This is a genomic window from Micromonospora fiedleri, assembly GCF_016774385.1.
GTDB classification, from domain to species: Bacteria; Actinomycetota; Actinomycetes; order Mycobacteriales; family Micromonosporaceae; genus Micromonospora; species Micromonospora gifhornensis.
This window is the reverse complement of sequence record NZ_JAETXL010000009.1, coordinates 94,345-119,001: the sequence shown is the minus strand read 5'-3', so window position 1 is coordinate 119,001 and position 24,657 is coordinate 94,345. Positions and strand designations below refer to the sequence as shown.

At 71.7% G+C, this 24,657-nt stretch carries 25 protein-coding genes; 22 read left to right on the top strand and 3 right to left on the bottom strand.

Annotated features, from left to right (window positions below):
- Positions 1–5: 5 nt before the first annotated feature.
- From JMF97_RS23980 to JMF97_RS31825, 8 genes are read left to right on the top strand one after another with little or no spacing between them, the layout of a single operon-like run.
- Positions 6–968, top strand: a complete 963-nt coding sequence (locus JMF97_RS23980) for an ABC transporter substrate-binding protein (RefSeq protein ID WP_203223560.1) — start codon at positions 6–8, stop codon at positions 966–968.
- Positions 965–1,849, top strand: a complete 885-nt coding sequence (locus JMF97_RS23975; RefSeq protein WP_203223559.1) for an ABC transporter ATP-binding protein — start codon at positions 965–967, stop codon at positions 1,847–1,849. Before JMF97_RS23980 ends, JMF97_RS23975 begins: the two co-directional genes overlap by 4 nt.
- Entirely contained in the window at positions 1,846–2,676 is an 831-nt protein-coding gene (locus JMF97_RS23970) for an ABC transporter permease (RefSeq protein ID WP_013733330.1), read from the top strand. The genes JMF97_RS23975 and JMF97_RS23970 overlap by 4 nt, the downstream gene beginning before the upstream one ends.
- A gap of 59 nt (positions 2,677–2,735) precedes the next feature.
- Entirely contained in the window at positions 2,736–4,745 is a 2,010-nt protein-coding gene (locus JMF97_RS23965) for a hydantoinase/oxoprolinase family protein (protein ID WP_126713251.1), read from the top strand.
- A gap of 2 nt (positions 4,746–4,747) precedes the next feature.
- Positions 4,748–6,313 (top strand): class I adenylate-forming enzyme family protein, encoded by a 1,566-nt coding sequence (locus JMF97_RS23960; protein WP_203223558.1) that lies wholly within the window; start codon positions 4,748–4,750, stop codon positions 6,311–6,313.
- Positions 6,313–7,671, top strand: coding sequence for an adenylosuccinate lyase (gene purB, locus JMF97_RS23955; protein ID WP_203223557.1), 1,359 nt, complete (start codon positions 6,313–6,315; stop codon positions 7,669–7,671). Before JMF97_RS23960 ends, purB begins: the two co-directional genes overlap by 1 nt.
- Complete coding sequence (locus JMF97_RS23950; protein ID WP_203223556.1) at positions 7,671–8,417, top strand: enoyl-CoA hydratase/isomerase family protein; 747 nt, start codon at positions 7,671–7,673, stop codon at positions 8,415–8,417. The genes purB and JMF97_RS23950 overlap by 1 nt, the downstream gene beginning before the upstream one ends.
- On the top strand, positions 8,414–10,036 hold the full coding sequence (locus JMF97_RS31825) for a thiamine pyrophosphate-binding protein (protein WP_203223555.1): 1,623 nt from the start codon (positions 8,414–8,416) through the stop codon (positions 10,034–10,036). The genes JMF97_RS23950 and JMF97_RS31825 overlap by 4 nt, the downstream gene beginning before the upstream one ends.
- Positions 10,037–10,041: 5 nt before the next feature.
- Here JMF97_RS31825 and JMF97_RS23940 read toward each other — a convergent pair whose 3' ends face one another.
- The gene (locus JMF97_RS23940; protein ID WP_013733324.1) at positions 10,042–10,869 is read right to left on the bottom strand and encodes an IclR family transcriptional regulator; all 828 of its coding nucleotides are present in this window, start codon (positions 10,867–10,869) and stop codon (positions 10,042–10,044) included.
- A gap of 142 nt (positions 10,870–11,011) precedes the next feature.
- On the opposite strand from JMF97_RS23940, the gene JMF97_RS23935 reads away from it, so the two are divergent.
- The 13 genes from JMF97_RS23935 (at position 11,012) to JMF97_RS23875 (ending at position 22,093) form a co-directional block, all read left to right on the top strand.
- On the top strand, positions 11,012–13,051 hold the full coding sequence (locus JMF97_RS23935; protein WP_203223554.1) for a hydantoinase B/oxoprolinase family protein: 2,040 nt from the start codon (positions 11,012–11,014) through the stop codon (positions 13,049–13,051).
- A complete protein-coding gene (locus tag JMF97_RS23930; protein ID WP_013733322.1) occupies positions 13,048–14,037 on the top strand; it encodes a DODA-type extradiol aromatic ring-opening family dioxygenase in 990 nt (329 codons plus the stop codon). Before JMF97_RS23935 ends, JMF97_RS23930 begins: the two co-directional genes overlap by 4 nt.
- Positions 14,030–14,857 carry a DODA-type extradiol aromatic ring-opening family dioxygenase gene (locus tag JMF97_RS23925; protein ID WP_203223553.1) on the top strand — a complete coding sequence of 276 codons (828 nt, stop codon included), beginning with the start codon at positions 14,030–14,032 and terminating at the stop codon, positions 14,855–14,857. The genes JMF97_RS23930 and JMF97_RS23925 overlap by 8 nt, the downstream gene beginning before the upstream one ends.
- 20 nt (positions 14,858–14,877) lie before the next feature.
- The gene (locus JMF97_RS23920; protein ID WP_013733320.1) at positions 14,878–15,168 is read left to right on the top strand and encodes a BMC domain-containing protein; all 291 of its coding nucleotides are present in this window, start codon (positions 14,878–14,880) and stop codon (positions 15,166–15,168) included.
- Positions 15,169–15,187: 19 nt separating this feature from the next.
- Complete coding sequence (locus JMF97_RS23915; RefSeq protein WP_102658969.1) at positions 15,188–15,514, top strand: BMC domain-containing protein; 327 nt, start codon at positions 15,188–15,190, stop codon at positions 15,512–15,514.
- Positions 15,514–15,762: a EutN/CcmL family microcompartment protein gene (locus JMF97_RS23910; RefSeq protein ID WP_013733318.1), complete on the top strand. Its 249-nt coding sequence runs from the start codon at positions 15,514–15,516 to the stop codon at positions 15,760–15,762. Before JMF97_RS23915 ends, JMF97_RS23910 begins: the two co-directional genes overlap by 1 nt.
- Positions 15,763–15,774: 12 nt before the next feature.
- Positions 15,775–17,292: a 2-hydroxymuconic semialdehyde dehydrogenase gene (locus JMF97_RS23905; protein WP_238360022.1), complete on the top strand. Its 1,518-nt coding sequence runs from the start codon at positions 15,775–15,777 to the stop codon at positions 17,290–17,292.
- A complete protein-coding gene (locus JMF97_RS23900; protein WP_203223552.1) occupies positions 17,289–18,086 on the top strand; it encodes a 2-keto-4-pentenoate hydratase in 798 nt (265 codons plus the stop codon). The genes JMF97_RS23905 and JMF97_RS23900 overlap by 4 nt, the downstream gene beginning before the upstream one ends.
- Positions 18,083–18,994, top strand: coding sequence for an acetaldehyde dehydrogenase (acetylating) (locus tag JMF97_RS23895; protein WP_203223551.1), 912 nt, complete (start codon positions 18,083–18,085; stop codon positions 18,992–18,994). Before JMF97_RS23900 ends, JMF97_RS23895 begins: the two co-directional genes overlap by 4 nt.
- Positions 18,991–20,013 (top strand): 4-hydroxy-2-oxovalerate aldolase, encoded by a 1,023-nt coding sequence (dmpG, locus tag JMF97_RS23890; protein ID WP_203223550.1) that lies wholly within the window; start codon positions 18,991–18,993, stop codon positions 20,011–20,013. Before JMF97_RS23895 ends, dmpG begins: the two co-directional genes overlap by 4 nt.
- Positions 20,010–20,723 (top strand): 2-keto-4-pentenoate hydratase, encoded by a 714-nt coding sequence (locus JMF97_RS23885; protein WP_203223549.1) that lies wholly within the window; start codon positions 20,010–20,012, stop codon positions 20,721–20,723. Before dmpG ends, JMF97_RS23885 begins: the two co-directional genes overlap by 4 nt.
- Positions 20,720–21,136 (top strand): RidA family protein, encoded by a 417-nt coding sequence (locus JMF97_RS23880; protein WP_013733312.1) that lies wholly within the window; start codon positions 20,720–20,722, stop codon positions 21,134–21,136. The genes JMF97_RS23885 and JMF97_RS23880 overlap by 4 nt, the downstream gene beginning before the upstream one ends.
- Positions 21,137–21,265: 129 nt before the next feature.
- Positions 21,266–22,093 carry an SAM-dependent methyltransferase gene (locus tag JMF97_RS23875; RefSeq protein ID WP_203223548.1) on the top strand — a complete coding sequence of 276 codons (828 nt, stop codon included), beginning with the start codon at positions 21,266–21,268 and terminating at the stop codon, positions 22,091–22,093.
- Positions 22,094–22,154: 61 nt separating this feature from the next.
- On the opposite strand, the gene JMF97_RS23870 is transcribed toward JMF97_RS23875, so the two are convergent.
- Positions 22,155–22,880, bottom strand: a complete 726-nt coding sequence (locus JMF97_RS23870) for an Atu4866 domain-containing protein (RefSeq protein WP_238360020.1) — start codon at positions 22,878–22,880, stop codon at positions 22,155–22,157.
- 127 nt (positions 22,881–23,007) lie between these two features.
- Between JMF97_RS23870 and JMF97_RS23865 the strand changes: the two genes are divergently transcribed.
- Positions 23,008–23,835, top strand: coding sequence for a helix-turn-helix domain-containing protein (locus JMF97_RS23865; protein ID WP_203223547.1), 828 nt, complete (start codon positions 23,008–23,010; stop codon positions 23,833–23,835).
- 66 nt (positions 23,836–23,901) lie between these two features.
- Here JMF97_RS23865 and JMF97_RS23860 read toward each other — a convergent pair whose 3' ends face one another.
- Positions 23,902–24,405, bottom strand: a complete 504-nt coding sequence (locus JMF97_RS23860; RefSeq protein ID WP_203223546.1) for an Atu4866 domain-containing protein — start codon at positions 24,403–24,405, stop codon at positions 23,902–23,904.
- Positions 24,406–24,657: the final 252 nt, after the last annotated feature.

Below are 24,657 nucleotides of genomic sequence, written 5' to 3'. Positions count from 1 at the left end.
TAGCCATGAAGATGCGCACGTTGCGGGTAGCGGCCGCGGCCCTGTTGATTACGGTCGCCGGGGCCGCATGCGCGGAGAACCAGACGGCAGACGGCTCCGGTGGCTCCGCCGCCGAACCGTCCGCCAACGTCACGTTCGGTGTGGGGGTGGACCCGGCCTACTCGCCGATCTACCTGGCCGACCAGGACAAGCTGTTCACCGCGTCGGGGGTCAACGTGACGGTGACCCAGTTCCAGGAGGGCACCGGCGGCCTCGACGCGATCCTGGCCAAGCAGGGTCAGTTCACCGCCAGCACCGAGTCCAGCCTACTCAACCGGGCTACTCGCGGTGACATCAAGGGCCTGGCCGTCTTCTCCCAGTCGCCCAGCTTCATCAAGCTCGTCGCCCGCGACGGAATCTCCGACGTGAACGGCATCAAGAAGTACGGCGTCGTGCCCGGCACGGTCAACGAGTACGCCACCAACAAGGTGCTCGCGGCCAAGAACATCAGCCGTGACTCCGTCGAGTTCGTCAACGCCTCCCCCGCCGAGATGCCGGCGCTGCTGCAGCGCGGCGACGTCGACGGCTACATCATGTGGGAGCCGTGGCCGTCGCGCGGCGTCGCGAACGGCGGCAAGATCCTGCTCACCAGCGGTGACATCGGCTACGTCTACAACCTCGTGATCGGCGTGGACGGCGCCTGGTACGAGGCGAACAAGGACGCCGCCAAGAAGGTCGTCGAGACCATCGGCAAGGCGTGCGAGCAGCTCACCGCTGACCCCGCGAAGGCCGGTTCGGTCACCGAGAAGGCGATCAAGGTTCCGGCCGCCGAGGCGGAGAACCTGCTCAAGGGCGTGGAGTGCAAGGTCCGCGACTTCACCGACGAGGACCTGAAGCGCTACGCCGAGATCGCCCAGTTCCAGCAGGACAGCAAGATCGTGGAGAAGGCGGCCGACCCTGCGTCGGTGATGATCAGGGGTCTGGTGTGACGCCCCACAGCACCCGTACGACAGCCCCGACCGGCCGGTCATCGTCGACCGGCCGGGGCGGGGCCCCCGTCTCCCTGCGCGACGTCGACATCCGCTTCGGCGACTTCGACGCGGTACGCGGGGCGACGCTCGACATCGCGGCAGGCGAGTTCGTCTGCCTGCTCGGGCCCAGCGGTTGCGGCAAGTCGACCCTGCTCAACGCGGTCGCCGGGTTCGTCACTCCGGCCGGCGGCGAGGTCACCTGCGGCAACGCCCCGGTCACCGGGCCGGACGTGTCGCGCGGTGTGGTCTTCCAGAGCGCGGAGGCACTGTTCCCCTGGTTGACCGTGCGGCAGAACGTCAGCTTCGGTCCCCGGATGCGGCGCATGCCGAAGGCGCAACGCGCCGCCGTGGAGGACCGCTACCTGGCGATGGTCGGGCTCAGCCACAGCGCGGACAAGTTCCCCAGCCAGCTCTCCGGCGGCATGCGGCAGCGGGCGCAGCTGGCCCGGGTGCTGGCCAACGAGCCCTCCGTCGTCCTGATGGACGAGCCGTTCGGGGCCCTGGACGCGCAGACCCGGCTGGTCATGCAGGTCGAGCTGGACCGGATCTGGCGCGACACCGGCGCCACCATCCTGTTCGTCACCCACGACATCGGCGAGGCGATCCTGCTCAGCGACCGCATCGTCACCATGACGGCCGGCCCGGCCGCCGCCATCAAGAACGTCTACCCGTGCGACCTGCCCCGACCGCGTGACCTCACCGACCCGGCCAGCGCCGCCCTGTTCCGACAGCTGCGCGAGGACATCGGCGAGGAGGTGGCCCGGACCCTGCGGGCCCAGGGGCTCGACGACGGGCACGACGGCCGGTCGACCGGCGATCAGAAAGGGGCGGGACGATGACCGTCGACGTACGCACCGACCCGGCGCCGGCCTCGGTCGCGCCGCGCCGCCCGGCACGGCGCCGTAGCGCCAAGCCCCGGTTGACCCGGATCGGGCTGTCGGTGCTCTCCGTGGCCCTCGGCATCCTCGTCTGGGACCTGGTCAGCCGCAACTACACCGCGTTCTTCCTGCCGTCGCCGATGCTGACCTGGCAGGGCGCCGTCGACCTGGTCCGGGACGGCACCCTGTGGGACTCGGTCACCGCCTCGTCGACCCGCATCCTGACCGGTTGGGCGCTCGGTGTGGTGATCGGTGTGCCGGTGGGGCTGCTCATGGGATGCATCCCCTGGCTGCGGCTGATGCTCGACCCGTACATCCAGTTCTTCCGGTTCGTGCCGCCGATCGCCTTCGTCACCCTGGCGATCATCTGGCTCGGCCCGGGCGAGGCGTCCAAGGTCGCGCTGATCTTCTACACCACCGTCTTCATCGTCGCGCTCAACACCCTCGCCGGTGTGCTGGCCGTCGACGATCTGCGGCTGCGGGCCGCCCGTGCGCTGGGCGCCTCGCCGCTGCGCACCCTCGTGTCGGTCGTGCTGCCGTCCACGGTGCCGCACGTCGTCACCGGTGCCCGGCTCGCCATGGGCAACTCGTTCCTGACGATCGTCTCCGCCGAGATCGTCGCGGCGCAGAGCGGGCTGGGCTCGCTGATCTGGACCGCCCGCAACTACGCCAAGACCGAGTGGGTCTTCGTCGGCATCCTCGCCCTCGGACTGCTCGGCTACCTCTTCGACTGGATCTTGCGCACCGTCACGCGGACCACCCTGCGCCGCTACGGCGTCACCTTCTGACGCCGCCGCCGCACACCGCCTGACGGTCGGTCTCCCCTCTCCACGAAAGGCACTTCCGCATGCTCTGCATCGGCGTCGACATCGGCGGCACGTTCACCGACGTGATCGTCTACGAGCCGGCCACCGCACGGCTCGCCGAGGCGAAGACGCTGTCGACGCCGCACGATCCCGCGGCGGCGATCTTCGAAGGGCTGGCCAAGCTCGGCGTCTCCCTGGACGCGGTGGACCGCTTCGTGCACGGCACCACCCGGGTGACCAACGCCCTGCTGGAGGGCTCCGGCGACCCGGTCAGCGTGGTCACCACCGACGGCTTCCGCGACGTGCTGGAGATGGGCCTCGGGCACCGGCCGCAGCTCTACAGCGTCAAGGAGGCGGCCCGCCCGTCGTTGGTGCCCCGCTCCCTGCGGCACACGCTGCGGGAGCGGGTCGCCGCCGACGGCTCGGTCATCGAAGCGCTCGACACCAGCCACCTGGACGAGGTCCTGGACCGGGTCGCCGCCGCCGGTCCGGGCACCGTCGCGGTCTGCCTGCTGCACTCGTACCGCAACCCGGCTCACGAGCGGGCCGCGGCGCGACGGCTCGCCGAGCGCTACCCGAACCTGGTCTGCACGGTCTCCTCGGACGTGGTGCCGGAGCAGGGCGAGTACGAGCGGTTCGCCACCACGGTGCTCAACGCCAGTGTCCGGGGCACCGTCGCCGACTACCTGCGCGGGCTCGGCACCGCCCTGGCCGGTGCCGGCTACCTGCATCCACTGTCGATCATGACCAGCAGCGGCGGCGTCGTCTCCACCGACGAGGCCAGCCGGCTGCCCATCAACCTGGCGCTGTCCGGCCCGGCCGGCGGTGTCGCCGCTGCCGTCTACGTCGCCGGTCTGGCCGGCCACTCGAACGTGATCACCTGTGACATCGGTGGCACCAGCACCGACGTCTGCCTGATCAAGGACGGCGCGCCGCTGATGACAAGCGACGGGACGATCGCCGGCTACCCGAACCGCACGTTCCAGGTGGAGATCAACACGATCGGGGCCGGCGGTGGTTCCATCGCCTGGCGTGACCTCGGCGGCGAGCTGCGGATCGGCCCCCGCAGCGCCGGCTCCACACCCGGCCCGGCCTGCTACGGCCGCGGCGGCACCGAACCGACCACCACCGACGCCCACCTGCTGGTCGGGCACCTCGACCCGCAGGAGAGCCTGGGCGGCGAGGTGCAGCTGGACCCGGCACCCGCGCAGGCGGCCACCGAGGTGCTCGCCGAGCAGCTCGGGCTGGACGCGATGGAGCTGGCGCACGGCATCCTGCGGCTGGCCACCATCAAGATGACAAGCGCGATCAAGGAAATCTCGGTGGCCCGCGGCCACGACCCCCGCGACTTCGTGCTGATGCCCTTCGGTGGCGCCGGTCCGATGCACGCCACGGCGCTCGCCGACGAACTGGGCATCAGCCGGGTGCTGGTGCCGCCGGTGCCGGGCAACTTCTCCGCGCTCGGGTTCGTCACCGCCCGCGCCCGGCACGACTACGTGCGTACCGTCCTGGCCGCCGCCGACGAGTCCGGCCTGGCCTCGGCGCGGGCCGTCGTCGCCGAGTTGGAGGACGCCGCCCGGGCGCAGCTCAAGGCGGAGGACGGGGTCGAGGCCGACCAGGTGTCATTCGCGCTGACGGTGGGGATGCGCTTCCGCGGCCAGAGCCACCACCTGGCCGTCGCGGTCGACGGCCTGCCCGCCACCGCCGAGGACCTGGTCGCGGCCTTCCACGCCGCGTACGCCGAGCGGTACGCCTACGTGCGCACCGACCACCCGGCCGAGATCGTGAACTGCCGGCTGACCGCCTTCGGGCCCAGCCCCGTGGTGCGTTTCGCCGCCCCCTCCGGCGGCGAGGCCCAGCCGGAGCGGACCCGGCTGTACGGGCCGGACGGCTGGGTGGACGCCGCCGTGTGGCGGCGCAGCGAGCTGGGGCCGGGCATCCGGGTGACCGGCCCGGCCGTGGTGCGGGAGAACGGCAGCACCACAGTCGTCGGGGCCGGCTGGAGCGGCGCGGCCGACGAGCACGGCAACCTGCTGCTCACCCGGGACTGACCATGGCGCCACTCGCCCTCGACGCCGTGCTGCTCGACGCGGCGGCGCGGCACCCGGACCGGCCGCTGTACGCCTTCGCGGAGCTGGACCACCCGGTCACGTACGCCGAGTTCGCCGCGCTGGCGGGCCGGGGTGCCGCCGTGCTGGCCGCCCACGGCATCGGCCGCGGTGACCGGATCGCGGTGTGGTCGGAGAACAGCCTCGCCTGGCTGACGCTGCTCGCCGCGGCGGCCTGGCGCGGCGCGGCACTTGTCACCCTGCACCCCGGTCTGACCGGGGCGGAACTGGCCGAGGCGGTGGCCCGCGCCCGTCCGCGCCGACTGTTCGTGGCCGGCCGGATCCGTGACCGGGACGCGGTCGCCGAGGGGTTCGCCGCGCTGGCCGGAGCGCCGTACGCGCCGGACGGCATCCACCCGCTCGGTGACGACGGCGGCCGCCAGGCGTTGGCGGGCCTGCCCGGCTGGGCCGACCCGACGCCGGAACCGGTCGGTGACGCCGACGCGGTGCTGAACATCCAGTTCACCTCGGGCTCCACCGGCCCGGCGAAGATGGTGACGTTGAGCGGCCGCAATCTGGTGCGCAACGCGCAGTGGACGGCCCAGGCGGCCGGGCTGCACGCCGGCGACGTCCTCGCCTCGCCGCTGCCGTTGGCGCACGCCGCCGGGCTGAGCAGCGGCGCGGTGCTCGCACTTGTCACCGGGGCGCTGTGGGTGTCGACCCGCCGGTTCCGTTCCGAGACGGTGCTGGACCTGATCGAGCGACACCGATGCACGGTGCTGCAGGCCGTCCCGACGATGGCCACGATGATCGCCGATCGGGTGCAGGCCGAGCCGCAGCGGTGGGACATCTCCTCGCTGCGGGTCGGCTTCCTCGGCGGTGCCCCGTGCCCGCCCGCACTGCGGGAGCGGACCGTACGCGTGCTGGGCCTGGACCGGGCGGCCGTCATCTACGGCCAGACCGAGGCAGGTCCCACGATCAGCGTCGACCCGGGCGACGGCAGCTGTGCCCCGGTCGGTCTGACCGTCGGGCGGATCATGCCCGACCTCGACGCGGTCGTGGTGCAACCCGGCACCCGGCACCCCGTGCCGTCGGGTGAGGCCGGGGAGCTGCTGGTCCGCGGCGAGTCGGTCACCTCCGGCTACCTGGACGATCCCGCCGCCACCTCCGCTGCCCTGACCGCCGACGGTTGGCTGCGCACCGGCGACCTCGGCGCGCTCAGCGCCGAGCGGGTGTTCACGCTCACCGGCCGGGTCAAGGAACTCATCATCCGCGGCGGCGAGAACGTCAGCCCGGCCGAGGTGGAGGCCGTGCTCTGCGAACACGACACCGTCGGTCAGGCCTGCGTGCTCGGTGTGCCGTCGGCGCGCTGGGGTGAGGAGGTCGGTGCGCTGCTGATCGCCGCGCCCGGCGCACGGCTCGACATCGACGTCGTGCTCGCCGCCGTGGCCGGGCGACTGGCCCGGCACAAGCAGCCCACCCGGGTACGCGTGGTCGCCGAGTTGCCGCTGCTGCCGTCCGGCAAGGTCGACCGACGCGCCGCGCTGACACTGTTCGAGGGGGAGAACTGATGCAGCTGGGGTCGTGCTTTCTCGATTCGTTGACCGTCACCAGCTTCTTCGGCAACGCCGAGATGCGCGGGGTGTTCAACGACCGGCAGCTCATGCAGTCCTGGCTGGACGTGGAGGCCGCGCTGGCCCGTGGGCAGGCGTCGCTGGGAATCATCCCGCAGGCCGCCGCGGATGCCATCTCGGCGACGGCCCGGCTGGAGAAGTTGGACGCGGCGGCCCTGGCCTCCGATGCCGAGGACACCGTGCACCCGCTGGTGCCGCTGGTGCGTGCCCTGACCGCGGCCTGTCCGGGTGACGCGGGGCGTTACGTGCACCTGGGTGCCACCACTCAGGACGTGATGGACACCGGCTTCGTGCTGCGGGCCCGGGCCGGCCTGGACATCGTCGGCCGTCAGCTCGACGAGTTGGTGCGGCTGTTGCGGCGGTTGGCGTTGCGGCACCGCAGCACCCCGATGCCGGCGCGTACGCACGGCCAGCAGGCGTTGCCGACGACGTTCGGGCTGCGGCTGGCGGTGTGGCAGAGCGAGTTGCAGCGCCACCGCGCCCGGCTGCGGGAGATGCGCGCCCGGCTGCTGGTGACGAGCATGGGCGGGGCGGCGGGCACCATGGCCGGGTACGGGCCGCAGGCGTTCGCGCTGGAGCGGGCCGTCGCCGAGGAGTTGGGTCTGGGGGTGGCGGACACCCCCTGGCATGCCACCTCCGACCGGTTCGCCGAGTGTCTGATGGTGCTGGGTCTGGTGGCGTCCAGCGGCGAGAAGCTGGCTCGGGAGGTCTACTTCCTGGGTCGTACCGAGGTCGGCGAGGCGTACGAGCCGCAGCGCGCGACTCAGGTGGGCAGCAGCACCATGCCGCACAAACGCAACCCGATCCGCTGCGAGGCGGTGATCGCGGCGGCCAGCACGCTGCGGGCGCAGGTGCCGTTGGCATTGCAGACGATGGTCGCGCAGGACGACCGGGACATGGGCGTCGGCATGACGCTGTGGAAGCTGCTGCCGGAGTGTTTCATCCTCATCGGCGGTGTCCTGGAACGCCTGGTGGAGGTCTTCGGTGACCTGGGCGTGAATCCGGACCGGATGCGCGCCAACCTCGACATCACCGGTGGGCTGGTGCTGTCGGAGGCGGTGATGTTGCGGCTGGCCGGCCCGTTGGGCCGCGAGCAGGCGCACCACCTGGTGATGCGGGTGGTGCGCGACAGCCTGGAACAGGGTCGCCCGTTCGCCGAGGTGCTGCGCGGCGACCCGCAGGTCGCCGCCGCCCTGCCCGGCGGGGACATCGCCGAACTGCTCGATCCGCTGTCGTACGTCGGTCACGCGGCCGCCCTGGTGGACCGCGCCCTGCTCACCTCGGAGTCGCCCTGATGAACGAACCGTCCGTGTTGCTGGAGCGGGCCGGTCGGCTGGCCCGGATCACCCTGAACCGCCCGCACCGGCGCAACAGCTTCGACCTGGCGATGCTGGCCCGGTTCGAGGACGTGCTGCACGAGGTGGGCCGCGACGCCGAGGTGGAGGTGCTGGTGCTCACCGGCGCCGGGTCGGCGTTCTGCGCCGGCACCGATCTCGACGAGCTGGCCACCCTGGACGCGGCCACCACCATGCACGTGCAGCGCCGTACGGCCGAGGTGGTGGAGCGCTGGTACCGGATGGAGCAGACCACGGTGGCCGTGTTCAACGGCCCGGCGATCGGCTCCGGGGCGGTGCTCGGTCTCGCCGCCGACCTGCGGGTGGCCGTCGACAGCTGCTTCTTCACCTTCCCCGAGGTCACCTTCGGTATCCCGCTGACCTGGAGCGGCATGGCGATCCTGGCCGATCTGGTCGGCGCGGACCGGGCGAAGCGCTGGCTGCTGCTGGGCGATCGGATCGGGCCGGCCGAGATGCTGCGGCACGACCTGGTCACGGCGGCGGTGCCGGCGGACGAGCTGGGCGCGGCCTGTGACGCGGTGCTCGATCGGCTGCTGGCTGTCTCGCCGGTGGGCCGGTCGATGACGAAGCGTGCCGCCCGGCTGGCCGGGCCGAGGTTCGAGGCCGCCGCCAACGACTCCTACCTGGGTGCGCTGAGCGTCGCGTTGCGGCCGGCGGGCGCGTACCCGAAGGGCGGGAAATCATGAAGGTGTACCAGTTGCTGGCGGACGCGCTTGTCGCCCAGGGCGTCGACACGGTGTTCGGGCTGCTCGGCGATGCGAACATGTTCCTCGTCAGCGATCTGGTGGCCCGGCACGGGGTGCGGTTCGTGGCGGCCCGCAACGAGAACGCCGCCGTGATGATGGCCGACGGGTACGCCCGCGCGACCGGTCGCTGCCCGGTGGCCACGGTGACGCAGGGCCCGGGGCTGGCCGTGGCCGGTGCCGCGCTGACCATCGCCCGCCAGGCGCGTACGCCGCTGGTGCTGGTGGCGGGTGACACCCCGCCCGGCGACCCGGGGCATGTGCAGAGCTTCCCGCAGCAGCCGTTCGCGTTGGCCACGGCGGGTGAGATGGTGCCGGTGGTGGCTGCGGCGAACGTGGCCCGCGACGTCGCCACCGCGTTCCGGCTGGCCCGCTCGGCCGGTGGCCCGGTGGTGTTGAACGTGCCGATCGACCTTCAGGACCAGGACGTCGCGGACGACGTGCCGGCGCCGGTCGCCGTGGCGGTGACGCGTCGTCCGGGGCCGCCGGCGGCGCACCCGGACGACGTGGCGATGCTCGCCGCGCTGCTGCAGAAGGCCGAACGGCCGGTGGTGCTCGCCGGTCGGGGCGCGGAGGCGGCCGCGACGGCGGTACGGGAGTTGGCGGATCGCAGCGGGGCGGTGCTGGCCACCACGCTGATGGCCGGGGGTCTCTTCGCCGACCATCCGTACTGCCTGGGGGTGGCGGGTGGGCTGGCCCGGCCGCTGACCCGGCGGGTGTTGGGCGAGGCGGATCTGGTGCTGGCGTTCGGTGCCGGGCTCAACCGGTGGACCGCGGACCACGGCCGGCTGTTCGGCCAGGCCACTGTGGTGTGCGTCGACATCGACCCGGCGGCGTTGGGCGACCGCTGGCCGGTGGACGTGCCGGTGGTGGGCGACGCGGAGATGGTCGCTTCGGCGGTGTCGGCGGCGCTACCGGTGATCTCGCGGCCGCAGTGGCGGTCGGCGGAGCTGGCCCGCGAGGTGGCGGCGGCCGACGCGTTCGCCGGGCTGGAACCGTTGCAGGCGGCGGACCGGATCGACCCGAGGGCGTTCATCCGGGTGTGCGCCCGCAGACTGCCGCCACAACGCACCACGGTGGTGGGGGTGGGGCACTTCGGCGGCTGGCCGAACCTGCTGCTGGACTCACCGGCGACGGACCGGGCGCTGATCGCGCCGTGGGAGTTCGGCAGCATCGGCGTGGGGCTGCCGTTCGCGGTGGGTGCCGCGGTGGGCCGCCCGGACCGGCCGGTGGTGGCGTTCGAGGGTGACGGCAGTCTGCTCACCGGGCTCGGTGAGCTGGACACGTTGGCCCGTACGGGCGCGGCGGTGCTGTTGATCGTCCTGGACGACTCGGCGTACGGGGCGGAGGTGCGCAAGCTGCGTCCGCGTGGGGTGGATCCGGCGCTGGCCCGCTTCCCCGACCGTGACCTCGCTGCGGTGGCTCGGGCGCTGGGTGTGCCGGCGTGGACGGTGACGGACGAGGCCAGTGCCGACGCCGCGTTCGACGCGGTGCTGCCGGTCACCGGCCCCGCCCTGCTGCACGTGCGGGTGCACCCGGACGCCGTGCAGGAACACTTCTGAGCCGGTCAGTCCCCCCAGACCGCACCCACGCCATGACCCAGCTGACGCGACAGCTCGTTCGCCGTGCGTACGGCGGCGGCGGCCAGTTCGGCGACGCGGGTCTCGTCGAGGCGGAAGATCGGCCCGGAGATGCTGATCGCGGCGGTGACCTGGCCGAGCCGGTCGCGTACCGGCGCGGCGACGACCCGCAGGCCCTCTTCGCTCTCCTCGTCGTTGAGCGCCCATCCCTGCTCGCGGACCTGGTGCATCCGCTTGGCGAAGGTGTCCAGGTCGGTGATGGTGTTCGGGGTCAGCGGTGTGAACTGGGTGTCGGCGAACATGGCGCGGATCTGCTCGTCGTCGAGGTCGAGCAGCAGCGCCTTGCCGGCTGCGCTGCACCACAGCGGGATGCGCCGGCCGAGGCGGGAGACGAGCTGCACGTTGCGGGTGCCGCGCTCGATGTAGATCGACAGGGCATCCAGCTCGTCGCGGATGGACAGGTTGACCGACTCGCCCTCGTCCTGGGCGAGCTGGTGCAGCAGTGGCCGGGCCAGGGCGTGCATGTCGAGCCCTTCGAGGAAGCAGGCGCCCAACTCGAAGACGGTGACCCCGAGCCGGTACGCGCCGGTCTCCTCGTTGCGTTGCAGGAAGCCGGTGTCGGCGAGCGCCCGGAACAACCGGCTGGCCGTCGACTTGTGCAGTCCCAGCTCGCGACTGACGTCGCTGACCTTGCGTTCGACGCCGCCACTGCGGAAGGCCAGCAGCACGCTGAGCGCGCGGTCGAGCGCCTGGGTGCCCGATTCCCGGGCGGCCGGTCCCTCCGCAGCTGGGGACGGTCCTGCGACCTGCGACATCTTGCTTCCCACCTTCTCGGTTGCTAGTGTTTCACAATATAAACCACGGACCACATTATGGTCCATGCACGGGACCACATGGTCCGTGTGAGGTCAAAGCCAAACCACTCGTCATCACGAGTCGGAACCCATGAGGCGTCGCATGACCAAGACGTTGAACCCGATCGACCTCGAGATCGTGACCGAAGGTCTCATCTCGATCGTGCGCGAGATGCGCCAGACGATCTTCCGCACCGCGCACTCCCCTGTCATCGCCGATGCGCAGGACTTCTCCTGTGCGTTGTTCGACCCCAAGGGTCAGATGGTGGCCCAGGGCCGGGACATGCCCGGGCACGTCATCGCCATGCCGGCTTCCGTCGCCGAGATCTTCGCCGACTTCGCCGACGAGATGCGCCCCGGCGACCTGTACATCGTCAACGATCCGTACCGGGGCGGCAGTCACCTCAACGACGTCACACTGATCACCCCGGTCTTCGTCGACGGCGAGTTGTTCCTCTTCCCCTGCGTGCGCATGCACTGGGCCGACATCGGCGGGATGACTCCCGGCAGCGTCTCCGGGCAGGCCACCGAGATCCTTCAGGAGGGGTTGCGCATCCCGCCGATCAAGCTGATCGAGCAGGGTCGCCCCAACGCCGCCGCGTACGCCATCCTCTTCGCCAACGTGCGGATGGCCGACGAGCGTCGCGGCGACCTGGAGAGCTGCTTCGCCGCCTGCTTCACCGCCGAGCGGCGACTGCGCGAACTCGTCGGCCGCTACGGCGCGCCACTGCTGCTCGACAGCGTGGCCGCCAACATGGACCGCACCGAGCAGCGGCTGCGCGACCGCATCCGGCAACTGCCCGACGGTGTCTACCGCTACGAGGACTACCTCGACCTCTACACCGACGGGCGGTACGACCCCGCGCTGGTGCGCTGCGTGCTCACCATCGACGGCGACGAGATCGACGCCGACTTCCGGGGCTCGTCCACGCAGGTCGCCGCCGTCGTCAACTCCTCGCGGGCGATGACCGTCGCCGGCGTCTTCATCGCCGTCAAGAGCGCGCTCGACCCCGGCGGCCTGGTCAACCACGGCGCCTTCCGGCCGCTGCGGGTGCACACCGAGCCGGGCACCGTCGTGCACGTCGCCTACCCCGCGCCCGCCAACGCGCACAGCGAGGTACGCAAGCGGGTCATCTCCGCGGTCATGGCCACGCTGAGTCAGGTCGCGCCCGACCTCATCGCCGCCGACCAATTCGGAACCACCTTCCAGAACCTCATCGGCGGCGTGGACCAACGCACCGGCCGGTCCTACCTGTACTACGACTACCCCGCAGGTGGCAACGGCGGCTTCCTCGAATCCGACGGTCCGAGCGCGATGAACCCCGTCGACCTCGGCGACATCTCCACCATCCAGTCCGTCGAACGGCTGGAGACGGAGATCCCGATCGTCGTCGACGCCTCCGAGCTGCGACTCGGCTCGTGCGGCGACGGGGCACGCCGGGGCGGGCTGGGCAGCCGACGCGAAACCCGGCTGCTCGCCAGCAACGGGGCGTACTCGGTGCAGACCGACCGCACCACCGTGCCGCCGTACGGTCTGCACCGTGGTGGCCCCGGTGCCCCCACCGTGACGTTCGTGCGCCGCGCCGACGGCGAACGGGTCGACTTCGACACCCCCGGCAAGGTCGCCGGCTTCGCGATGCGCAGCGGCGACGTGCTCGTCATGGAGTCCGCAGGTGGCGGCGGCTGGGGCGATCCGCTCGAGCGTGAACCCGCCGCCGTCGCCGACGACGTGACGCAGGGCTACCTGGACGCCGACGATGCGCAGCACCGCTACGGCCTGCGGTTCGACGCCGACGGCCGGGTCGACGCCGCCGCGACCGCAGCAGCCCGGCAGGAACTGCGCCGCCGGCGCACCTGGCTGCGGGTCGGCACCACCGACCGGCAGCCGTACACCGGGGAGCGTGGCCGGCGACGGCTCGCCTACGTGGGTCCGGGCACCGGCCTGGCCGACGGCGCCCTCGTGGAGATCCACGGCCCGCACCCCGCGCCCCTGCGGGCCTGGGTCCGGCACGACCCGGACCTGACCGACGACCAACTGGCCCTCGACGACGACGGGCTGCAGATCCTCGGCGCCGAACCCGACGAGCGCACGTTCGTGCGGGTGCTGGCCGACCGGGGCACGACCGGGGAGGGACCGGCATGAGCAGAGTCTTCCGCGTGCCCGTGGCACCCGCCCGTTCGGGCGGTGCCCGCCGCTACGACACCACCGAACGACCTTCGGCGGAGCCGACGCCCGCCCGCGCCGGCATCGTCGCCGGGGTGCTGAGCCCGCACCCGCCGCACCTGATCTACGCGGAGAACCCGCCGCAGAACGAGCCGCGGTCCACCGGCGGCTGGGAGGTGCTGCGCTGGGCGTACGAGCGGCTGCGCAAGCGCATCCGCGAGGTGCACCGCCCCGACGTGCTGATCGTGCACGCCCCGCACTGGATCACGATGGTCGGTCACCACGTCAACTGCGTGCCCAACCCGCGCGGTGTCTCCGTCGAGCCGATCTTCCCGCACCTGTTCCGGTACTCCTACGACTTTCGTACCGATGTGGAGCTGGGCGAGGCCATCGCCGACGAGGCCACCGACCTGGGCCTGGTCACCCGCAAGCTGCACGACCCCCGGGTGCGGGTGGACTACGCCACCATCGGCGCGTTGCACCTGGTCAACCCGGCCTGGGACATCCCGGTGGTGTCGTTGTCGGCAAACAACAACCCGTACTTCTACTCCGAGGCGTCGCTTGAGGAGATGGAGGTGCTGGGCGAGGCGACCCGCCGGGCCGTCGAGCGGACCGGCCGCCGGGCCGTGCTGCTGGCCTCCAACTCCCTGTCCCACCTGCACTGGCACGAGGAGCCGGAGCTGCCGGAGGACATGGAACGCGAGCACCCGTACAACAACCACCAGTACCGCTGGGACATGAAGCTGCTGGAGGCGATCCGCCGGGGGCCGACCGCGCCGCTGCGCGAGCTGATCACCGAGCACATCGAGGCGACCGCGTCGGAGACCAAGGCCGGCAGCCTGACCTGGATGTTGGCCGCGATGGGCTGGCCGCAGGTGCCGGGCGACGTCATGGGCTACGGAACGATCATCGGCACCGGCAACGCGGTCGTCGAGTGGACGCCCGAAGGAGGACACCGTGGCTGACACCGGCATCGTCGCCGGGGCGCTGCTGCCCGGCATGCCGCACCTGCTGGCCGAAAAACCCGCGCAGTGCTGGGCCGACCTGGCCGCCGCCGCCCGTGTGGTGGGCGATCGGCTGCGTCGCCTCCAGCCCGACGTGGTGCTGCTGCTGTCCACCCAGTGGTTCACCGTGCTGGGCCACCAGTTCCAGTGCGACCCGAACCCGCGCGGCGAGCACGTCGACGAGAACTGGTACGCCTACGACTACGGCGAGCTCCGCTACGACCTTCGCTTCGACGTGCCGTTCACCGAGCGGTGGACCGATCACGTGAACAAGGCCGGCATGCAGGCGCGGCGTACCCGTTACGACGGCTTCCCGATCGACACCGGCACCATCGTCACCTCGGCGCTGCTCGACCCGGACCGCGAGCTGCGCTGGGCGCAGGTGTCCTGCAACCTGTACGCCGACGCCCAGACCCTCGCCGACGTCGGTGCGGCCGGTGCCGCCGCAGCCCGCGAGGCCGGCGTACGTGCCGCCGTCGTCGTGGTCACCGGCATGTCGTCCGGCCTGATCCAGCAGTGGATCGAGCCGCACGACGATCACGTCAGCGACCCCGGGCACGACCGCTGGAACCGGCGGGTGCTGGACCTGCTGACCGCCGGCAAGGTCGACGAGGTGTTGAAGATCCGCGAGGACTTCGCCCGGCAGGCGCAGGCCGACAGCCAGTTCCGCGCGCTGGCGTTCGCCGCCGGCGCCGGAGCGACCGCCGGTCCGGCGCAGCTGCACGCATACGGACCGCTCTGGGGCACCGGCGGCGCCGTCCTGTCCTGGAACCTGCCCTGAACATCGGAAAAGGAGAACCCATGCGGAACATGGCTGCCGGCTTCGTCGAGGCCGAGGGCTACACCGCCATCTTCGACGCGGTCGACGCGATGGTGAAGGCCACCGAGGTCGAGGTGACCCGCGTCGTGCGCCTCGGCGGCGGCATCGTCGCCGTCGCCCTGCGCGGCGACCTGGCCACCGTCGAGGAGGCCGTCGACATCGGCGAGGAGACCGCCAAGGCCAAGAGCCGGAAGGTGCGTTCCATCGTCTTCGCCAGCCCCTGTGACGCGGTGTCGGCGCTCGCCGTCGACCCCCGCCTCGTCGGCAACTGACCCGGTAAGGAGAACAAACATGCCTTCTGACATCGCCATCGGCATCGTCGAGACCCGGGGCGTGGTGGCCCTGTCCGCCGGGATCGAAGCCATGATCAAGACCGCGGACGTACGCTGCATCGCCGTGGAGCGGGTGACCAGCGGCTACCTCGCCGCCGCCGTGCAGGGCACCCTCGCCGCCGTCCGGCAGGCCGTCGCCTCCGGCGAGGCCGCCATCCGACAGCACGGCGAGCTGCGCAGCTCGCAGGTGTACCCCAAGCCGCACCCCACCACGGCGGCGCTGCTGGAGGACCCGGAGGCCGCCCGCATCCGCGAGGTCATGGCAAGCCTGCGGGGAGACGGCTGATGATTCTCGGTGAGGTCGTCGCCAAGGTCTGGCCGGACAAGATCCTGCCGACGTTGCAGGGTCGCCGGCTGGTGCTGGTCCGGCCCCGCAGCGAGGGGCCCGACCTGGTCGCGATCGACCCGCTCAACGTCGGCGTCGGCACCGTCGTGCTGATCGCCACCGACGAGGCGGCAGCCGCGGCCACGGGCGAGCCGACGGCCGACGCGGCCGTCGTGGCGCTCGTCGCTGACTCCACCACCGAACGATAGGGAACCAGGCCCATGACATCCGGGCGTACCACCCGTTGGCCGAGCGGCCTGATCGACGGGCGCCGCAGCGGCGACCTGCTGCTACCGAACTACGTCGGCGGTGAGTTCGTCACCGGCGGCACCTCGTTCGCGAAGGTGTCGCCGGTAACCGGCGAGACGCTGCTGCACGTCGCCGAGGCCGATGCGGCCACCGTGGACGCCGCGGTGACCGCCGCACGGGCCGCGCTGCGCGGCCCGTGGGGTGCCATGGGCGAGGGCGAACGGGCCGCGGTGCTGCGCCGGGTCGCCGACGAGTTGGAACGCCGTTTCGACGACCTCGTCGCCGCCGAGGTCGCCGACACCGGAAAGTCGGTGGCCCAGGCCCGCACCCTGGACATCCCGCGCGGTGCGGCGAACTTCCGGACGTTCGCCGACATCATCACCGCCACCCCGACGGAGTCGTTCACCACCGTCACCGCGACCGGTGGACGGGCGCTGAACTACGCGGTCCGCAAGCCGGTCGGCGTGGTGGCGATCATCGTGCCGTGGAACCTGCCGCTGCTGCTGCTGACCTGGAAGGTGGCACCGGCCCTGGCGTGCGGCAACGCGGTGGTCGTCAAGCCCAGCGAGGAGACGCCGTCGTCGGCGACCGTGCTGGCCGAGGTGATGGCCGCCGCCGGCGTACCCGACGGGGTGTTCAACCTGGTGCACGGCTTCGGCCCCGGCTCGGCCGGTGAGGCGCTCACCCGCCATCCCGGGGTGGACGCGATCACCTTCACCGGCGAGTCCGCCACCGGCTCGGCCATCATGCGCGCCGCGGCCGACGGGGTGAAGGCGGTGTCGTTCGAGTTGGGCGGCAAGAACGCCGGGCTGGTCTTCGCCGACGCCGACCTGGACGCGGCCGTCGAAGGCTCGGTGCGGTCCAGCTTCACCAACGGTGGTCAGGTCTGCCTGTGCACCGAACGGATCTACGTGCAGCGGCCGGTCTACGAGGAGTTCGCGGCCCGGCTGGCGAAGCGGGCCGAGGAGCTGGCGTTCGGTTGGCCGTCCGAGCCGGCGACGATGACGATGCCGCTGATCTCGGCCAAGCACCGGGAGAAGGTGCTCGGTCACTACGAGCTGGCCCGCGCCGAGGGGGCCACCGTGCTGGCCGGTGGTGGTGTGCCGGTGTTCGGCGACGACCGCGACGGCGGCTCGTACGTGCAGCCCACCGTCCTGACCGGACTGGGGCGGCACGCCCGCACCATGCGGGAGGAGATCTTCGGGCCGGTCTGCCACATCGCGCCGTTCGACGACGAGGACGAGGCGTTCGCGCTGGCCAACGACAGCGAGTACGGCCTGGCCGCCACGGTGTGGACCCGCGACGTGGGTCGGGCGCACCGGGCCGGGACCCGGCTGGAGGCCGGCCTGGTCTGGGTGAACACCTGGTTCCTGCGGGATCTGCGCACCCCGTTCGGCGGGGTGAAGGCCTCCGGCGTGGGACGCGAGGGCGGCACCCATTCGCTGCACTTCTACTCCGAACTCACGAACGTCTGCGTGGACCTCGGATGAGCACCGACATCAAGGGCGCGGCCGCGGCGCTGCGCCAGGCGTACGCCAGCGGGGTGGCCTGCAAGCCGCTGCGCGACGACCTGGTGCCGACCGGCGACCTGACCGCCGCGTACGCCGTGCAGCAGGCCCAGGTCAGCGACTGGCTGGCCGAGGGTCGTCGGCTGGTCGGGGCGAAGGTGGGCCTGACCTCGCGGGCGGTGCAGGAGGCGTTCGGGGTCTTCCACCCCGACTTCGGTGTCCTCTTCGCCGACATGGCCGTCCCCGACGGCGCCGAGATCGACCCGCGGACCCTGTTGCAGCCGCGCGTCGAGGCGGAGGTCGCCTTCGTGCTCGGCCGGGACCTGCCCTACGACCAGGTCACCGTCGCCGACGTGGTGCGGGCCACCGATCACCTGCTGCCCGCCATCGAGATCGTCGACTCGCGGATCGCGAACTGGGACATCTCCATCGTGGACACGGTGGCCGACAACGCCTCCAGCGGCAAATACGTGCTCGGCACCAGTCCGCGCCGGCTGGGCGAGGTGGACCTGCGGCTCTGCGGTGCCGTGCTGGAGCAGGGCGGCGAGCCCGTCTCCGTCGGGGCCGGGGCCGCGTGCCTGGGCAATCCGCTGCACGCCGTCGCCTGGCTGGCGGGGACCCTGGCCGCGAACGGTCGACCGCTGCGGGCCGGGGACACCGTGCTGTCCGGCGCGCTCGGACCGATGGTGGCGGTGACCCCGGGCGCGGCGTACGAGGCCCGCATCTCCGGCCTGGGCAGCGTCCGGGCCTGCTTCTCGAAAGGTGGCTCGTCATGAGCACCGGCGTGGCGGTGATCGGGTCAGGCAACATCGGCACCGACCTGATGATCAAAGTGTTGCGGCTGTCGGAGTCGCTGCGGATGGTGGCGATGGTCGGCATCGACCCGAACTCCGACGGTCTGGCCCGGGCCCGCCGCCTCGGCGTGGCCACCACCGCCGCAGGTGTCGACGGGCTCGTCGCGATGCCGGAGTTCGCCGACGTCGGGATCGTCTTCGACGCCACCAGCGCGGGCGCGCACCGGCACAACGACGCGGTGCTGCGCGCCCACGGCCGCCGGGTCGTGGACCTGACCCCGGCCGCCATCGGCCCGTACGTGGTGCCGCCGGTGAACCTCGACGCCCACCTGGGCGAGCGCAACGTCAACATGGTGACCTGCGGCGGTCAGGCGACCGTGCCGATCGTCGCGGCCGTCGCCGCGGTCACGCCGGTGGCGTACGGCGAGATCGTCGCCTCGATCTCCTCCCGTTCGGCCGGTCCGGGCACCCGCGCCAACATCGACGAGTTCACCGAGACCACCGCGCGGGCCATCGAGGTGGTCGGCGGGGCGGGCCGCGGCAAGGCGGTGATCGTGCTGAATCCGGCGGAGCCGCCGCTGCTGATGCGCGACACGGTCTACTGCCTGTGCCCCGATCCGGATGCCGACCGGGCCGCGATCGCGGCGTCGGTGGAGGCGATGGTGGCGGCGGTGCAGCAGTACGTGCCCGGCTACCGGCTCAAGCAGCAGGTGCAGTTCACCGAGGTGGACACGTACGTGCCGGCGCTCGGCGGGCACTTCGTCGGCATTCAGGTCTCCGTGTTCCTGGAGGTCTCCGGTGCCGGCCACTACCTGCCCGCGTACGCGGGCAACCTGGACATCATGACCAGCGCCGCGCTGCGTACGGCCGAACGGATGGTCTCGTCGTGACCGATCTCTACATCCAGGACGTGACGCTGCGCGATGGCATGCACGCCATCGGGCATCAGTACACCGTGGACCAGGTGCGGAGCATCGCGGCGGCGTTGGACGCCGCGGGGGTGGCCGCGATCGAGGTGGCGCACGGTGACGGGTTGGCCGGGTCGAGTGTCAACTATGGCCACGGTGCGGCGAGTGACGCCGAGTGGATCGCGGCGGCGGCCGAGGTGATGACGAACGCGAAGCTGACCACCCTGCTGCTGCCCGGCATCGGCACGATCGCCGATCTGAGGGCGGCCAAGGCCCTCGGGGTGACAAGTGTGCGGATCGCCACGCACTGCACCGAGGCGGACATCTCCGCCCAGCACATCTCCTGGGCGCGGGAGAACGGCATGGACGTCGCCGGGTTCCTGATGATGTCGCACATGAACGACCCGGCCGGGCTCGCCGCGCAGGCCAAGCTCATGGAGTCCTACGGCGCGCACTGCGTCTACGTCACCGACTCCGGTGGCCGGCTGACGATGGCGGACGTGGCGCAGCGGGCGGACGCGTACCGGCAGGTGCTCGACCCGACGACGGAGATCGGCATCCACGCGCACCACAACCTGTCGCTCGGCGTGGCGAACAGCCTCGTCGCGGTCGAGCACGGGGTGCGCCGGGTGGACGCCTCACTGGCCGGGATGGGCGCCGGGGCGGGCAACGCGCCGCTGGAGGTCTTCGTCGCGGTGGCCGAGCTGAACGGCTGGCAGCACGGTTGTGACGTGTTCGCGCTGATGGACGCCGCCGAGGATCTGGTGCGTCCGTTGCAGGACCGGCCGGTGCGGGTGGACCGGGAGACGTTGTCGCTCGGTTTCGCCGGCGTCTACTCGTCGTTCCTGCGGCACGCGGAGAGCGCCGCCGGACGGTACGGGGTGGACGTGCGCACCATCCTGCTGGAGTTGGGTCGCCGCAAGATGGTCGGCGGCCAGGAGGACATGATCGTCGACGTGGCGCTGGACCTGGTCCGGGACGCCGGGAAGGACCCGCAGTGATCGACACTCTCGCCGCCCGGCTGGACGAGGCCGCCGTGACGCGGACCACGCTGGCCCAGTTCGGTGCCGACGCCGGTCTCGACGTGGCCACCGCGTACCAGGTGCAGGACGCCCTGGTGGCACGCCGGGTGGGCCGTGGCGAGGCGGTGGTCGGGGTGAAGCTGGGCCTGACCAGCCGGGCGAAGATGACCCAGATGGGCGTCGACGAGGTGATCTGGGGTCGGCTCACCGACGCGATGCACATCTCCGACGGCGGCACCGTCGACCTGTCCGGACACATCCATCCGAAGGTCGAGCCGGAGGTGGCGTTCCTCGTCGAGGGTGGCGCGATCGCCGCCGTCGCCCCCGCCGTCGAGCTCATCGACTCCCGGTACCGGGACTTCCGGTTCACCTTGGCGGAGGTGATCGCCGACAACACCTCCGCGTCCGGCTTCGTCGTCGGGCCGTGGCAGCCGGTGCCCGACAACGTGGACAACCTCGGTGTGCTGCTGGAGGTCGACGGTCGGGTCGCGCAGGTCGGCTCGACCGCGGCGATCCTCGGCGACCCGCGCCGCGCCCTGCCCGAGGCGGCCCGCCTCGCCGGGGAACTGCGCGACGGTTGGGTGCTGCTGGCCGGCGCGGCGACCGCCGCGGTGCCCCTGACGCCGGGCGCGCACGTGCGGGTCACCGTCGAGCAGCTCGGCACCGTCTCGCTGCGGGCGTCGGCATGAGCGGGGCTCGGGTCGTCGCCGGCAAGGCCGTGCCGCGTGGCCGGTTCCCGCACGTCAAGGTCGCGGGCGGGTTCGCCTTCGTCTCCGGTACGAGCAGCCGCCGCCCCGACAACACGATCGCCGGTGCGACGGTGGACGCGCTGGGTACCACCTCGTTGGACATCGAGGTGCAGACCCGCGCGGTGATCGAGAACATGCGCGACATCCTGCGCGAGGTGGGCGCGGACCTGTCCGACCTGGTGCAGGTGACCACGTACCTGGTCAGCATGAACGACTTCGGCGGCTACAACCGGGTGTACGCCGAACTCTTCGACGAGACCGGGCCGACGCGTACCACCGTGGCGGTGCACCAGTTGCCGCACCCGCACCTGCTGATCGAGATGCAGGGGATCGCGCTGCTGCCGGTCGACTGAGGCGCACGTCTGCTGGGAGCGGTACCAGCCAGGGTGAGAATTCCACCCAGTCGATGGCTACACTCACCGCAGCGCCGGAACCGCCCGCAGACTTCACCCGGCGTTGTCCCTAATGGAATGGAGACGCCTGTGACCCGCGACAAGGCGGCACCCCCTGGCATCGACACCAGCATTCCCAGCGTGGCCCGGGTCTACGACTTCTTTCTCGGCGGCAAGGACAACTTCGAGGTCGACCGAAAGGTCGCCGAGCACGCCCTGCGGATCACTCCGGACGGGCCGGCAGCTGGCCAGGCGAACCGGGCCTTTCTGCGTCGGGTGATTCGCTTCCTTGTCACCGAGGCCGGCATCGACCAGTTCCTCGACATCGGATCGGGGCTGCCCACCCAGGGCAACGTGCACGAGGTCGCCACCGAGCACAACCCGAAGGCCCGGGTGGTGTATGTGGACAATGATCCGATCGTCCTGGCGCACGGGCGGGCCCTGCTCGCCGAGGAGGGCACGGCGACGGTGATCCAGGCGGATGTCCGGGCACCGCAGGAAATCCTCGACAATCCGGAGGTACGTCGGTTCCTCGATTTCGACCGGCCGATCGGGTTGTTGCTTTTCGCGATCCTGCACCACGTCGGTGACGACGAGCAGCCGCGAGCGTTGGCGGCCGAGTTGATCGACGCGCTGCCGTCCGGCAGCTACGTGGCGATTTCCCACTTCCGTGACCCGGGTGAGCGTGATCCGGAGGGCTCCCGCAAGGCGCGCGAGGTCGAACGGGTCTTCAACGAGTCGCTGGGCACCGGCCGCTGGCGCACCGACGAGGAGATCCTCGCCTTCGCCGACGGGCTGACGGTGCTGGAGCCGGGGTTGGTGCCGCTGGCCGAGTGGCGTCCGGAGCCAGGCACGCCAACTCCGCAGCAGACCGACACCTATCACACCTTCGTCGGGCTCCTCGCCCGCAAACCATAGGCTTCGGCGGCCCGAGTCCGTCGGCGGGACGTGTGTCCTGCCGACGGACTCCCCGCGCCGGTCACCGGCGGTGCAGGACGTATCCGGCGTGGTACAGCACCCCGTCGATGAACCGGCCGTACGCCCAGAAGCCCAGGTCGTCGCGGTAGATGATCCGGTCGCCGTCGATCCAGAACGCCCCCTGGTAGGCGTGCGGCCGACCACCCCGGGTCTCGTCGTACCTGCCGTCGGCGGTGAGTTCCTGGTGCAGGAAGCCGGTCTCGTCGACCCACATCCCCAGGTGTTCACTGCGGACCGTGCGCGTACGCGGGTCGGGTTCGATCGGGGTGGGCGCCAGACGGCGGCCGTTGGCGAGCACGATCTCACCGTCGACGACGACGGCGGCGGCCTGTTCCGGCCGCCAGACGATCATCTCCAGGGCGGCGCCGGCGGTCGGGCCGGCGACCAGCGCGAAGGTGGCGGGGTTTCCGGGGGTGAGCGTGCCGACCCGGTCGGCGCGACGTTGGCGCAGGCCGGCGACGGCGACACCGTCGACGACCGCGGGCACGATGGCCAGGCCGGTGCAGTCGACGACGATCGCGCCGTCGTCCTCGGCCGCGGTGTGCAGGCCCGGACCGACGGCGACGATCTCGCCCGTGCCGATCAGCAGGTCGGCGGCGGGGAAGTCACCGATCACCGGGTCGAGGGTGTGGATGGTGGCGTTGACGAACATCAGTGGCCGGTGCCGGTCACCGGCGGCCGCGGTGATCTCGGCCAGCACCGTTTCGTCGAACATCGGGCTGCTCATGGCGTACTCCTCGGGTTGGGGTTGGTGTTTCCACAGTCGCGGGCGTCGGAGTCGGCAGCCAGGCCGGGCGCAACCAGGGTGCGGCGCACCCTGCCTGGCCGGATCCCGCACGGCTACCGTTTGTGGCATGCCGACAACCGCGCTCGGGGCGTTCCTCACCGCCCGACGCGCCCGGTTGACGCCGGGCGACGTCGGACTCGTGTCCACCGGTGCCCGGCGGGTCGCCGGGCTGCGGCGCGAGGAGGTCGCGGTGCTGGCCGGGGTGAGTGTCGACTACTACACCCGGCTGGAGCAGGGCCGGGAACGCCATCCGTCGGCGTCGGTGCTGGCCGCCGTGGCCCGCGCCCTCGACCTGGGGCCCGACGCCCACGACCACCTCTTCCGGCTGGCCGGGCTCGCACCCGGTGACGCGCCGACCCCCGCTCGGTCCCGCGTCGAGCAGAGCCTGCGGGACCTGCTCGACGCCTGGCCGGACACCCCGGCCTTCGTCCTCGACCGACGACTCAACCTGCTGGCCGGCAACGCGCTGGCCGACGCGTTCTACGCGGACTTCGCCGAGGCGGACAACCTCGTCCGGATGACGTTCCTGGACCCGGCCGGTCCGACGTTCTTCGCCGACTGGCGACGGGCCACCGAGGCGTGCGTGGCGAACCTGCGGCTGGCCCTCGGTCACGACCCGCACGACCGGCAGGCACAGGCCCTGGTCGAGGAGGTGGGCTCGGCGAGCGCGGAGTTCCGTCGCCTGTGGGAGCGCCATGACGTGCAGGGCAAGACGCACGAGGCGAAGACGTTCCGGCACGGCGCGGTGGGCGAGTTGACGTTGTCGTACCACGCGTTCGACGTCCGGGACGCGCCCGGACAGCAGCTGATCGTGTACCGCGCCCAGCCGGACAGCCGCAGCGCCGAGGCGCTGCGGCTGCTGGGCACCCTGGCCGCCAGCAGTTGGCTGCGGTGACCTGCGGAGGCCGCTCAGATCAGGTCGACACGGTCGGCGAGTGCGGTGCCGCGTCGTCCATCATGGTCATTTCTCGCTCGCGTTGCGGTGTGCGTCGCTGCCCTCGCGGTAGAAGACGTATCCCGCGTGGTGCAGGACGTCCCCGTCGAAGGTGCCGTGCGCGCTGAAACCGGTGTCGTCGGCGTACTCGATGCGGTTTCCGATCACCCGGTAGGAGCCGGTGTAGGCGCTCTCCCGCTCGCCGCGGGCCTCGTCGTAGCGGCCGTCGGCGAGCAACTCCTGCCGGATGTGGCCGTCGGCGGTCACCCACATCCCGACGTACGGATGCGGCGAGGTGTCGCCGGGCGGCGGCGTCGTGGCCGGTGCGGATTCCTGCCGGTCCTGCCGTGCCGTGTCGTCTACGGCGGTGCCGCTGGTCGGGCCGGCGGAGCATGCCGCGAGTACCAGGACCGCGCAGGCTCCGCTGACCAGGGTGGCCAGGTACGACCTCCCGACCCGTGGTGGTCGGTCGGGGGTGCGGAAAACCTGTCGCGGCCCGTGCTGGTGTCCACCTAGTCTCGGATTCGCCATGTCGACCACGCTAGGTTCGTCGTCGGTGCGCAGCCTGGTCCTGGTACTCCTAGGAACGGCTCGTTCCGGCGGGCCGGGTGCTGCCGGTGCTACCGTGGTCACGCAAGATCTGAGCCTGGATGGTCAGCGAGTCAGGGAGACGAGACATGCAGGGAGACGACGACATCTCCGGGTGAGACCGGACATGTGATCGGCTGGTCGGCCCGCGCCCGTGAGCGCCGGTGCCGTGGTCGGTTGTCGTTTTTCGAGACC